Annotated in this window: 10 protein-coding genes; 4 read left to right on the top strand and 6 right to left on the bottom strand. The window is 40.0% G+C overall.

Annotation, left to right across the window (positions count from 1 at the left end):
• Positions 1–6: 6 nt before the first annotated feature.
• Together SALWKB2_RS00365 and SALWKB2_RS00360 are read right to left on the bottom strand one after the other, a co-directional pair.
• Complete coding sequence (locus SALWKB2_RS00365; protein ID WP_025329723.1) at positions 7–486, bottom strand: NuoB/complex I 20 kDa subunit family protein; 480 nt, start codon at positions 484–486, stop codon at positions 7–9.
• Complete coding sequence (locus tag SALWKB2_RS00360) at positions 477–833, bottom strand: NADH-quinone oxidoreductase subunit A (protein WP_025329722.1); 357 nt, start codon at positions 831–833, stop codon at positions 477–479. Before SALWKB2_RS00360 ends, SALWKB2_RS00365 begins: the two co-directional genes overlap by 10 nt.
• A 432-nt stretch (positions 834–1,265) precedes the next feature.
• Here SALWKB2_RS00360 and SALWKB2_RS00355 point away from each other — a divergent pair, with 432 nt between their 5' ends.
• On the top strand, positions 1,266–1,574 hold the full coding sequence (locus SALWKB2_RS00355) for a chorismate mutase (protein WP_025329721.1): 309 nt from the start codon (positions 1,266–1,268) through the stop codon (positions 1,572–1,574).
• Positions 1,575–1,619: 45 nt separating this feature from the next.
• Here the strand turns inward: SALWKB2_RS00355 and murJ are convergent, their stop codons facing one another.
• Positions 1,620–3,158, bottom strand: coding sequence for a murein biosynthesis integral membrane protein MurJ (gene murJ / locus SALWKB2_RS00350; protein WP_025329720.1), 1,539 nt, complete (start codon positions 3,156–3,158; stop codon positions 1,620–1,622).
• A gap of 247 nt (positions 3,159–3,405) precedes the next feature.
• Between murJ and asd the strand changes: the two genes are divergently transcribed.
• Positions 3,406–4,521: an aspartate-semialdehyde dehydrogenase gene (gene asd / locus SALWKB2_RS00345; RefSeq protein ID WP_025329719.1), complete on the top strand. Its 1,116-nt coding sequence runs from the start codon at positions 3,406–3,408 to the stop codon at positions 4,519–4,521.
• A gap of 228 nt (positions 4,522–4,749) precedes the next feature.
• On the opposite strand, the gene SALWKB2_RS00340 is transcribed toward asd, so the two are convergent.
• A complete protein-coding gene (locus SALWKB2_RS00340; protein WP_025329718.1) occupies positions 4,750–6,138 on the bottom strand; it encodes an L-cystine transporter in 1,389 nt (462 codons plus the stop codon).
• A 395-nt stretch (positions 6,139–6,533) separates the two neighbouring features.
• On the opposite strand from SALWKB2_RS00340, the gene thrB reads away from it, so the two are divergent.
• Positions 6,534–7,454, top strand: a complete 921-nt coding sequence (thrB, locus tag SALWKB2_RS00335; RefSeq protein ID WP_025329717.1) for a homoserine kinase — start codon at positions 6,534–6,536, stop codon at positions 7,452–7,454.
• Positions 7,455–7,482: 28 nt separating this feature from the next.
• On the opposite strand, the gene SALWKB2_RS00330 is transcribed toward thrB, so the two are convergent.
• Entirely contained in the window at positions 7,483–8,235 is a 753-nt protein-coding gene (locus tag SALWKB2_RS00330; protein WP_025329716.1) for an SDR family oxidoreductase, read from the bottom strand.
• A gap of 88 nt (positions 8,236–8,323) precedes the next feature.
• On the opposite strand from SALWKB2_RS00330, the gene SALWKB2_RS00325 reads away from it, so the two are divergent.
• The gene (locus SALWKB2_RS00325; RefSeq protein ID WP_025329715.1) at positions 8,324–8,665 is read left to right on the top strand and encodes a winged helix-turn-helix transcriptional regulator; all 342 of its coding nucleotides are present in this window, start codon (positions 8,324–8,326) and stop codon (positions 8,663–8,665) included.
• Positions 8,666–9,027: 362 nt separating this feature from the next.
• On the opposite strand, the gene SALWKB2_RS11500 is transcribed toward SALWKB2_RS00325, so the two are convergent.
• Positions 9,028–11,628: an autotransporter outer membrane beta-barrel domain-containing protein gene (locus tag SALWKB2_RS11500; RefSeq protein WP_025329714.1), complete on the bottom strand. Its 2,601-nt coding sequence runs from the start codon at positions 11,626–11,628 to the stop codon at positions 9,028–9,030.
• Between the last annotated feature and the right edge of the window lie 620 nt (positions 11,629–12,248).

Raw genomic sequence — 12,248 nt, 5'->3', positions numbered from 1 at the left:
TCACTTTCATACACGCGCGATAGTGGCGGTACGTTTAATTTTCAGCTGCAATTGCAATAGTCCGTATACCAGCGCTTCAGCAGTTGGCGGACAGCCCGGTACATATACGTCAACCGGTACAATCCGGTCACAGCCGCGAACCACAGAATAAGAGTAATGATAATAACCGCCGCCATTGGCACAGGAACCCATAGACAGTACCCAGCGCGGTTCGGCCATCTGGTCATAAACACGCCGCAAAGCGGGAGCCATTTTATTGCACAGCGTACCGGCGACAATCATCAGATCGGCCTGACGCGGTGATGGGCGGAAAATAATACCAAAGCGGTCAAGGTCATAACGGGCAGCACCAGCTTGCATCATCTCTACGGCACAACAGGCCAGACCAAAAGTAGCCGGCCACAACGAACCGGTACGCACATAATTGAGTACGGTATCGGCAGTAGTTGTGACAAATCCTTTTTTTAAAACGCCTTCTATTCCCATTCCAGAGCGCCTTTTTTCCATTCATAAATAAAGCCGATAACCAGAATCAGCAAAAACACCATCATTGACCAGAATCCGTATGCGCCCAGCTCTTTAAAGACAACTGCCCAGGGCACCATAAAGGCAACTTCAAGGTCAAACAGGATGAATAAAATGGCTACCAGATAGTAACGCACGTCGAATTTCATTCGTGCATTTTCAAAAGCTTCGAAACCGCACTCAAACGGTTCCTGTTTCATTTTGTATGGCCGGTTCGGTCCTAGCAATAAACCGAGAGAGATAAACAGAACACCAGCGGCAAAGCCAACCAGAACAAATATTAATATGGGGAAATAATTCGCCAACATAACTGCGCTGACCTTATGCAAATATTGGTAAAATTGATGTATTGTAACTAATTTCGAACGTTATTAAAAGCGCGTATTACATTAAAAGAAAATAAAAAAATAATGTTTTCAATAGGATATTGAGAATTATTCTCATTAGCATTTATTCAGTATTACGTTTGGTTTCTCATATTTTTTGTAACCAGAAAACAGCAAAAGTCAATCATGGATTTTTTCATTTATTTCGGTCAGTTATACTCATTAAAGTAATTTATGCTTTTGGGTTAAAATAATTAGCATAATAAAATATTACATTTCATATATTTAAATAATTTAATTTATCATATATTTAATAATAATATTAATTTGTAAAATTATCATTTTTTAACTGTACTACCACTTAATATCAGTTTTACAATACAGATATCATGGAAATAAAAATTAATAAATACAATGGCATATAATCAAATATATAAACCTGAGGACTGCCACGGCATAAATGACATTCGTACAGAAATAGATCATATTGATTATGCGGTAATTCAGTTACTTTCCGCCCGCTTTGAATATGTCAAAGCGGCCAGTAAATTTAAAATGAATGCTAAAGACGTACAAGCGAATGAACGTTTTAACAGCATGCTTGAAAAACGCAAACAATGGGCGGATGAGCAGGGACTGAACGGAAATGTAATCAAGTCCCTGTTTTGCGAACTGGTGAAATATTTTATTGCAGAAGAATTAAAAGAATTTGAACACAAATAAATTTGCATGAATTCTTTTCATTTTCGGTATGAGGCTGAAATACCACTATTCTGCTTCAGCCCGCCGGAAATCGCGTACGCGGAACCCCAGAGCAAATAGTGATCCGAAATATAAAATAATACCGGTAACAATCAAAATACTTAATTGCCCTACTTTTGCCAACCCGCTACTGTGCCAGTTAAACGGCAGCCAACGCTGTAATAACCATAACCCCAGACCCATAACAACAAGAGCCACGGTCAGACGCAATAGAAAACGCAGCCAGCCGGGGCTGGGGGTATACAATTTCTGTCGCCGTAACAGAGTAAACAGTAATCCGGCATTAATACATGCGCCAAGACTGATAGCCAGAGCCAGCCCGACATGATGCAGCTTCCAGACAAACAGCAAATTCATCAGCTGAGTCATACATAAAGTAAAAATAGCAATTTTTACCGGCGTTTTAATGTTCTGGCGCGCATAAAATCCCGGTGCAAGTACTTTAATCAGAATCAGACCAATCAAACCAACAGCATAAGCAATAAGCGCGCCCTGAGTCATTATTGCATCATACTCATTAAACTGCCGGTACATAAATAAAGTTGCCACCAGAGGAAATGACAGCACAGCCATACCCACAGCAGCCGGTAAAGTTAACAGCATGCACAGGCGTAATCCCCAGTCCAGCAATGCAGAAAAACTTGCTATATCATTAGTAGCTGAGTGTTTAGACAAAGTAGGCAAAAGAATGGTTCCCAGTGCCACACCAAGCACACCAGTCGGTAATTCCATCAGACGGTCAGCATAATACATCCAGGATACTGAACCGGATTGCAAATAAGAAGCAAAAATCGTGTTTATCACCAGCGATATTTGCGCTACCGATACCCCCAGAATAGCCGGTGCCATTTGTCTGAGTACCCGGTTAACTGCTTTGTCCTTAAAATTGAGTCTGGGCATAGTCAGAAAACCCAGTTTAAATAAATAAGGCAGCTGATACAGCAACTGTAATAATCCACCTACAAATACTGCCCATGCCAGCGCCAGAACTGGAGGATGAAAGTAAGGTGCCAGCCACAGAGCAAATACGATAAAGGAGATATTCAGAAAAGTCGGCGTAAAGGCAGGAACAATAAACTGATGATAAGTATTCAGAATACTGCCAACCAATGAAGACAACGATATCAGAAAAATATATGGAAAAGTAATCCGTAACAGTTGTACCGACAGAGCAAATTTATCGGCATCCTGCTGAAAACCGGGAGCAGAAATATAAATCACGACAGGTGCGGCCAAAATTCCGATCGCCGTTACAATAATCAGAACAAATGAAAGCAGTCCGGCCACATGCTGCACAAAAGCCTGGGTAGCTTCTGGTGATCGTGTTTCCCTGTACTCAGCCAATATCGGTACAAAAGCCTGTGAAAATGCGCCTTCTGCAAAAATACGCCGTAACAGATTAGGCAGTTTAAATGCCACAAAAAAAGCATCAGTAGCCATTCCCGCACCAAAACTGCGGGCAATAATGGTATCACGGATGAAACCAAGAACACGCGACAGCATAGTCATGCTGCTGACTTTAGCCAGAGTACGCAGTAAATTCATCAGAAATGCCAATTAAAAAACAAAGGCGAAAGTGTACACCGGAATGTCAGCCGATTCTATATAATGGGATAACAGTATTGAATTGACACTATAAATCCGGCAAAAGATAAGCTGTACAGCCTGAAATTTACCAGAATAGTAATTATCTGTTTACAAACAGTCGTGATTATGGTTAAAAGACCGGATAGTATTCTGGTATCTGGCAACAGAAATTTTAATTAAATTGAATTGTTTTAAGGAGCACCCGGTGAAAGTAGGTTTTGTTGGCTGGCGCGGCATGGTAGGTTCAGTATTAATGCAGCGCATGCAGGAAGAAAATGATTTTCAAACTATTGCAGATGCGTATTTTTTCACAACATCAGCAGCCGGTGCAGCCGCACCTGATTTTGGTCAGACAGCAAAAACACTGCTGGATGCCCGTAATCTGGATGCTCTGGCTCAAATGGATATTATCGTTACCTGTCAGGGTGGCGACTATACCAAAGCAATCCACCAGCCACTGCGTGATCAGGGCTGGCAGGGGTACTGGATTGATGCTGCATCCACTTTGCGCATGAGCGATAAAGCAGTCATCGTACTTGATCCTGTGAACCGCGCAGTGATTGATAGCGCCCTGTCAAACGGTATCAAAGATTTTGTTGGCGGTAATTGTACAGTGTCACTGATGCTGATGGCTCTGGGCGGCCTGTTTGAACAGGATTTAGTGGAATGGGCTACCAGCATGACCTATCAGGCAGCATCCGGCGCCGGCGCCCAGAATATGCGTGAACTGATTAGTGCAATGGGTGCCATTGAAAATCAGGTTAGTGCAGAACTGGCCGATCCGGCCAGTGCTATTTTAGCCATAGACCGAAAAGTTGCCGATTTTTTACGCAGCGAAGCATACCCGCGGGCTCAGTTCGGCGTTCCTCTTGCCGGCAGTCTGATTCCATGGATTGATGCTGATCTGGGTAACGGTCAGTCTAAAGAAGAATGGAAAGGTGCTGTAGAAACCAATAAAATTTTAGGTCGCAGTGCACAGCCAATCGTTATCGACGGCTTGTGTGTCCGTGTCGGCGCAATGCGCTGCCACAGTCAGGCACTCACCTTAAAACTGAAACAGGATTTACCCATAGCAGAAATTGAGAAAATTCTTGCTGCTGCCAATGACTGGGTAAAAGTTGTACCTAATGAAAAAACCGCATCTATGCATGAGCTGACACCCGCAGCAGTAACTGGCACATTAACTGTACCAGTAGGGCGCATCCGCAAAATGGGCATGGGCGGAGAATATATCAGTGCCTTTACCGTAGGTGACCAGCTTTTATGGGGTGCCGCAGAACCTATCCGGCGTATGCTACAAATCGTTTTACAAAACAGATAAATCTTCAGCAAAAGCCTGACAGGCAGCCTCTACAGCCTGATTACTTGCGACATCATCATAGTATTATCCAAACAGGACAGTTAAATGATTAACTGCCCTGTTTAATTATCTATCTGAAAACCTTAATCCGCTCATACCCATCTTAAAGATTTAAACGAAAAAAATCAGCCGCTCTGCTGACACAGACCGGCTGCTAATTATGACAAATGGTTTTAAATACCTACTGCATTAATGTACCAGTCTGCCGTGCTCTGTACTATTTAATATTTTTTTATTAGTCTGATGCAGCCACTGGCTGGTTAACGTACCTGCTGTCATCGCACCGCTGACATTCAATGCTGTACGCCCCATATCAATCAATGGTTCTACAGAAATCAATAAAGCCACTAGCGTAATCGGCAAACCCATTGCCGGCAGCACAATCAGCGCCGCAAATGTAGCGCCGCCGCCAACACCGGCCACACCTGCAGAACTGATAGTCACCATCCCAACCAGTGTTGCAATCCACCATGGATCCAGAGTATTGATACCTACAGTTGGCGCAATCATGGTGGCGAGCATAGCCGGATACAAACCGGCACAACCATTCTGTCCAATAGTTGCACCAAAAGAAGCAGCAAAACCGGCAATAGTTTTCGGTACACCAAGACGCTGCGTCTGAGCCTCGATATTAAGCGGAATAGAAGCAGCACTGGAGCGACTGGTGAATGCAAAAGTCAGTACCGGCCATATTTTCTGAAAATATTTACCCGGATTGATCCCAAATATGCCCAGTAACAGACCATGTACTCCGAACATCAAAGCCAGTGCCAGATATGAAACCAGTACAAAGCCTCCCAGCTTAATAATCTCCTGCATATTTGAAAAAGCCACTACTTTAGTCATCAGTGCCAGGACTCCATAGGGAGTTAACATCATTACTATCCGTACCAATTTCATTACCCAGCTTTGTAAGATATCAATTGCCCGTAACACCCGCTCACCCTTAGCAGCATCATCTTTTAATAACTTCAATGCGGCCATACCGAGAAATACAGCAAAAATAACCACACTGATAATAGAGGTCGGATTGGCTCCGGTTAAATCAGCAAACGGATTTTTCGGAATAAAAGACAGTAATAGCTGCGGTACATTTAAATCTGCTACCTTACCAACATAATTAGCCTGAATTGCATTAAAGCGCGCAGTTTCAGCTTCTCCCTGAATCAGACCGTTGGCAGTCAGACCAAACAGGCTGGTCAGCAAAGTACCGATCAGCGCAGCCATCGCCGTAGTAAACAGTAACACGCCGATAGTCATCAGACTGATTTTGCCTAGCTGAGCAGCATTATGTAATCGCGCCACAGCACTCAGAATTGAGGCAAACACCAACGGCATAACGACCATCTGCAATAACTGTACATAGCCGTTGCCGACTACATCAAACCATTGTACAGAAGTACGGATTACCGGGCTGGATGCTCCGTAAATCAGTTGCAGCCCTAAACCCAATCCAATACCAAGAATCATACCCAATAATACTTTTTTGGATAAACTCCATTGGGTTGAATGCGTACGGCTCAGTATCCATAATAACAATGCGAACATCATAATGTTCGCGAGCAAAGATAAATTCATTTTATACTCCTGCGCCGGCAAGCTTTCTGCCCGCGTTTGATACCTAGTGCCAGCTAAGAATACGCAAAAGTAAATAAGTTGTGAAATAGCCCTTATGCATTCACTTATTCTATTTTATTATATGCAATAAAGATAAAATACTTTCCGATATAGTTGTACCGTCCGGAATATTGGCTTACAAATTACCCAATTCCTGTTTCAACCCTTTATACGACATACACATCATTCAATTTAAACATCATCAGATAACAAGTTTTCTATAAACTACCGTTCATAAGCAATCATTCCAATAAATACTTGACATCAGCCCTTTATTGCCATCATGCTTGCAATTTGTTTAAACATCCTGTCTCAGGTTTAAACTTTTCGTTTAATTCTGTTTATTGGTTACATTTATGTCGGTTTACACCAGCGTTAGCGACGATGAAATGCGCAGCTTTCTGCGTGATTATCACTTAGGTCGGTTTATTGGTTTACAAGGTATCGCTCAGGGCGTTACTAACAGCAATTATTTTGTAACCACCACACAAGGGCGCTTTGTACTGACTGTTTTTGAAGCCATGACACAGGATGAGCTGCCCTTCTTTTTAGATTTAACCCGGCATCTGAGTGCTCACGGCGTAGCCTGTCCTGCTCCTATTGCCCGAACTGACGGTCGTCTGGACAGCACTCTGGCTGGCAAACCAGCCTGTCTGGTAACCTGCCTAACCGGCAGCGATACCAGCAGCCCATCCGTACAGCAATGTTTCAATACCGGAGCGATGCTGGCTAAAATGCATCTGGCCGGTAGCGAATTCACGCAGAAAATGCACAATCCGCGTTACACTGGCTGGTGGCATGAGGCCAGTACCCGTTTATTACCCTTTCTGGATCCGGAAGATCAGCAGTTATTACAAGCAGAAATTGCTTTCTTTGATGCACATGAATGCACAAATCTGCCTGCGGGTATCATCCATGCCGATTTATTCCGCGATAATGTTTTGCTGGATGATGAACAGGTAGCTGGATTTATTGATTTCTATTATGCATGTAACGGTAATTTCATGTATGACCTTGCCATCGCCGTTAACGACTGGGCACGTCGTGCAGACAATCATATCGACCAAAATCTGCAACAAGCATTTATACACGGCTATGAAAGCATACGCCCGCTGACTTCCGCTGAACAAGATTACTTTCCAATTGCACAGCGAGCTGCATGTATTCGCTTCTGGGTTTCCCGCCTGCTTGATTACCATTTTCCGCAGGCAGGAGAAATTACCTTTATTAAAGATCCGAACGTCTTTAGAGATTTACTACTTAATTTACGCAAATAACATCATTATTTTTATCAAAAAACTAAAATTAGATATTACCTACCCCGCCATCTACCAGTATTTCCGCACCAAGCATAAAAGATGATTCATCCGATGCCAGAAAAACAGCGGCTTTAGCCAGCTCTATCGGTTTGCCCAAACGTCCTAACGGTACCAATGCCTTAATTTCCTGCTGTAAATGTTTGACAGCATCCGCGTCAGTGGTATTTAAATTCATATGCGCCGGCGTGTCTGTCGGGCCGGGAACTAAACAGTTGAAGCGAATATTTCTGGATAACAGCTCTCCCGACAGTGTTTTGGCTAATGAACAGAGAGCAGCTTTACTGGACGCATAAATACTGCTTTGCGGTAAACCGATTTTGGTACTTACCGTACCGCACAAAATAACCGAACAGGGATCAGCCAGCAAAGGTAACAGCGCCTGTATCAGAAAAAACGGCCCCTTGAAATTAGTATTCATTACCCTGTCAAAAGTATTTTCATTCCAATCAGTTACCGGCAGATGAGTGACATCGGCCGCATTAATATATACAGCATCTAATCTGGGCCACATTTTGGTTAACTGTGCAGCCAGAAGCTTTTGTTCTTCAACATCAGAAGTATCACTTTGCAATATTATTACATCTGCACCTAATTCCTGCTTCGCTGCCAGTAATCTGTCTTTATTTCTGCCGGTTATGGCTACTGTCGCACCTTCGGCAATAAATTCTCTGGCAGTTGCCAGCCCTATTCCACTGCTTCCGCCTGTAATCAGTGTATATTTACCCGTTAATCTGTTCATAGATTCCCTTTCAAAAATAAAATTCAGTATAATTTAACGGGTTTACTTATGAAAGTAGGTACCAAATAGATACTAATGGAAAATAGTTATGCACACTGAAAAAAATACCCCTGATATTTATCATTGTCCTATGGTTAAATTTGTTAATTTAATTTCAGGAAAATGGGCTATTCCTATCCTGTATCGCCTGATTATTACTGATCAACCCATTCGTTTCGGCGAATTAAGGCGAGCCATCGCACCAATTACTCAGAAAGAATTAACAAAACAGCTAAAGCTGTTTGAGCAAAAAGGATTAATTACCAGAAAGCTCTACCCCGAAGTACCGCCTAAAGTTGAATACCAGATAACAGCGCTGGGAAAAACTCTAAAACCGGCTTTGGTTTCCATCGCAAACTGGATGGAGCAGTATGAAAAAGATTTACTCTGAATACTATTCACCTATTCAGACAGGCTGTAACTTAAACAGCAACAGGTATCCGGCAACAGCTGATAAGTATCAATCAAAGAAAAATTAATTATGCATTTTAAATAATTAAATTGTTTATACTCAACCATTGATATCACTACTAAACGCATCCATTTAAAATACATAACTGCGTATTCTCTGACTAATTCATAATTACATTCAATAAATTAATATTAATAGCCATATTTCCTATATACATTGACCAATAATCAACTAAACACCAAAATGGTGGCACCGGAATTATCCGGCACCACCATGATTAAGCCTGCTTTTAAACATCAGTCTTTGCTAAATTTTAGCTTTAGTCAGCAATAACATTCTGGTTAAAAGTTGTAACGATATCCCGCATTAATCTGCTTCTGATTAAATTTGTTTCCTGCAGAATAAACCATATCACCATAAATATGATGTTTCCCATTCAGCCGCACATTAATTCCTATACCGTTATCCCACCAGTTACCACCAAAATCATATTTTTCTTTTGCAATACGATTAAAGGTATAAGAAGTTTTTCCATCAAACTCCCTCAGATAACCTGTTTTAAAATAAATATCTACCGGATTTTTATTGTTTTGAATGGTATAGCCTAAAATAAGACTCGCCCGCCCTATTAATGAATTATAACTACCCAGTCTGGTTCTTAACCCATTGGTTGCATTAATAGTGGCACCATTCTGATGCGAAAAAGTAAGCTGAGCCTGTGGTTCTAAATACCAACCCTGTTCTGCCTCTTCTGCAGAAGTCAGACGGATACGTTTGCCCATTTCAGCGCCCAGAGAAAAACCATTGGTATGACCGTCACCATTCACTCGGTAACCACCACCTGTCAAAGTATTAAACTTGTTGGTCATATGCATATACTTGACTAAACCATCAAGATAAAAACCATTCTGGCTTTGTAACGTACCATATAATCCTAGAGAATAACTTTTAGTACTGCCGTCACCAACGTTGTGATCAACTTCACCACGGCTTAATCCGCCCATTAAACCATAATATAGGTTCACTTTATCGTAATTCAGTTTACGGTCCAGCCCCATCTGTAATCCATAATAATCCATATCAAAACCAGACAACCGATTATCATTAAATGAGTTCAGTTTCCCTGTATATATACGCCCCCATACTTTACCGCTCGCTGTATCATCGGTACGGATTTGTCCCATACGCTGCAATAAAGTTTGTGTTTCAACATAACTCATTAAATAATTTGAATTAAGAATATTGGCCGCATTTTTCGCTGTATTAGTTAAATTCGGTTTGGAATCTGGTTTTGGTTTTGGTTTCATACCTGAACCTGAATCTCCTGCTGACCCGTTGTCATTATTGCTATCTGAGCCGCCTGATGTCTCCCCACCTTGATTGCCATCAGAATTTGAAGATGCAGACAATATCCAATCTTTACCGTCAGGATTAGAATTGTCAAATTCGTCTAAAGTATTAAACTCATAGCCACCAATATCTACTGCTGAGGACGATAAACTAAATTTAGCATCGCCACCATTGGTTTCAACCAGTTTAATTTTTTCTTTGCCAGTTACTGTAGCGGAGCCAGTTTTAGCATCAATAACAGCAATTTTATGATTACCCTTTGCCTGTTGTAATCCGGTTATTTTCAGCAAATCATTATCTATATTTTTACCAATCGCTGCTCGCATTTTAAATACGCCATTATTACCCTTTAACGAATCAGTTTCTAATACCATTGCGTTGTTCCCGTTAAGGCTGGTAACAGCATCGGGAGTAGCATAATCATAACCAAAACTGACTTTGGCATCATCACTGAGTTCCAGAGAGTTAATATTTGAGCTGCCGGTCATTTTCCACTGGCTGTGACTACCGAAAAGGCCAAGATTAATCTCACCTGCACCACCATCATTGTCCAAAGAGCTTAATAACATTGATCCGTCAGCCAGAGTTAATTTAACTACTCCTTTATCCCGAAGCTCATCATTTTCACTTGAAACAATATCTCCAATAATTTCCGATTTACCATCAATAATCACTTTGCCAGCTATTGCTTGTATCGCATTAAAGCCTTCAGGATCCTTAACAACAATACGGATATCATTTGAACCATCAGTATCCCTAATCTCTAATTCACCCTTGTGCTGGTTCATTGAAATTGCGGTACCACCATCAACAGTAAGTTTAAGCCCTTTATTGAATTGTATAAAATCGCCTTTGCCGGTGAAGGCGCCTGGTTTTGGTGGTAATTGATCTACATAAATTCCAGCAGTATTAGGATTTGAAGAAGAATCTTTTACATCAATCACCGCTTTATTGTTAAAAATTAGTTCATTTCCTTCTGCTGTTAGACTCTGAGTTCTCTGAGACCAAATACCCCGACTTCCCTCACCATTGGTATTTATTTTTACTTCATTCTTAAATAAACTTTTTGTACGGCGTGGGACTGAACTGGTATAAGAATGTATTCCTATACTTCTGTTTCCAGTTTCTATATTTACTTTCCCTCTAAACTCGCCCATTGCTCCATCAGCTAGATAAATACCCTTACCACTTCCAATATTTATGTCAAGATCAGTCTCTGAAACTAAATTAGTTTGATTTCCTAGGTGAATACCATAAAAATCTGTATAACTCTTAGATATCTGACTTCTAATTTTAAATGAGTCGCCGCCAGTAATAGTTGTGTATTTGTTGGAAGACGATCGAATACCAATCCATGCTCTACTATTCTGATCAATATCAATATGTGGTTCAGAGTCGTTTGTTTTACTTATCTTTATTTCTACATTGTCGAAGATATCAATTCCAGTTTTTTTGTAATTCCCGATATTATTATCATCAATAACTGTAGTTGCATTTACTGATATTGGAAGTAGTGCCAGGGTTCCTAGTGAAAGTTTAAATACTAATGTATGTATAATTGAATTTAATTTTTTCTGCTTAAAGTTATTCATTCTTATTCCCCAAATCAATTTTTTACATTGTTCATAATTAAAATTCTTGAAAAGAATAAATCTATTTCTACATATTAATTTATATTTTTAATAAAAAAATTTACTTTATTAATCAATAATTAATATATATATATTATGCAATATTTAGCCCCAAAAAGAATATAAATTTTATCCTTATATATCAGTAATATAAATATATTATTCTTATTATAAGTAAACTTTTATTAATAAAAATACAGCAAAACAATTTAATAAGCCTTAGAAAATTATATATATATTGCATAATCGCAAAAATAAAATTAAAAATTCAAGTAACCGCAAGATAAAAAATTCAAGCAAAAGTAATTACTCCGTTTATTTACTAATTATCCATACAATAAATTAATCATTATTTGATCTAAAATTTATTATCTGAACAAATAAATCAGATTATTCGGAATTAATTACGCCATATTATTTCTTAGTTACAGCAATTTAAATATTGAAAAGCCATTCTGAATTCACTTAGACATTACAATTTACACAGATTGAAAAAATAAACTAATTTTTATTGCTTCCTAAAAATTACCCGTATTTGCAATAAAATCTGCTAAAAATATTACTGTATTTCTAAAAACTGT

Source organism: Snodgrassella alvi wkB2 (assembly GCF_000600005.1).
GTDB classification, from domain to species: Bacteria; Pseudomonadota; Gammaproteobacteria; order Burkholderiales; family Neisseriaceae; genus Snodgrassella; species Snodgrassella alvi.
This window is presented reverse-complemented; position numbering and strand designations above follow the sequence as displayed.

Bases quoted from the DNA above. Each gene is read 5' to 3' on its own strand.
- SALWKB2_RS00365 (WP_025329723.1), bottom strand. From the start codon at position 486: ATGGGAATAGAAGGCGTTTTAAAAAAAGGATTTGTCACAACTACTGCC.
- SALWKB2_RS00360 (WP_025329722.1), bottom strand. From the start codon at position 833: ATGTTGGCGAATTATTTCCCCATATTAATATTTGTTCTGGTTGGCTTT.
- murJ (WP_025329720.1), bottom strand. From the start codon at position 3,158: ATGAATTTACTGCGTACTCTGGCTAAAGTCAGCAGCATGACTATGCTG.
- SALWKB2_RS00340 (WP_025329718.1), bottom strand. From the start codon at position 6,138: ATGAATTTATCTTTGCTCGCGAACATTATGATGTTCGCATTGTTATTA.
- SALWKB2_RS00325 (WP_025329715.1), top strand. From the start codon at position 8,324: ATGCACACTGAAAAAAATACCCCTGATATTTATCATTGTCCTATGGTT.
- SALWKB2_RS11500 (WP_025329714.1), bottom strand. From the start codon at position 11,628: ATGAATAACTTTAAGCAGAAAAAATTAAATTCAATTATACATACATTA.
- SALWKB2_RS00355 (WP_025329721.1), top strand. From the start codon at position 1,266: ATGGCATATAATCAAATATATAAACCTGAGGACTGCCACGGCATAAAT.
- thrB (WP_025329717.1), top strand. From the start codon at position 6,534: ATGTCGGTTTACACCAGCGTTAGCGACGATGAAATGCGCAGCTTTCTG.
- SALWKB2_RS00330 (WP_025329716.1), bottom strand. From the start codon at position 8,235: ATGAACAGATTAACGGGTAAATATACACTGATTACAGGCGGAAGCAGT.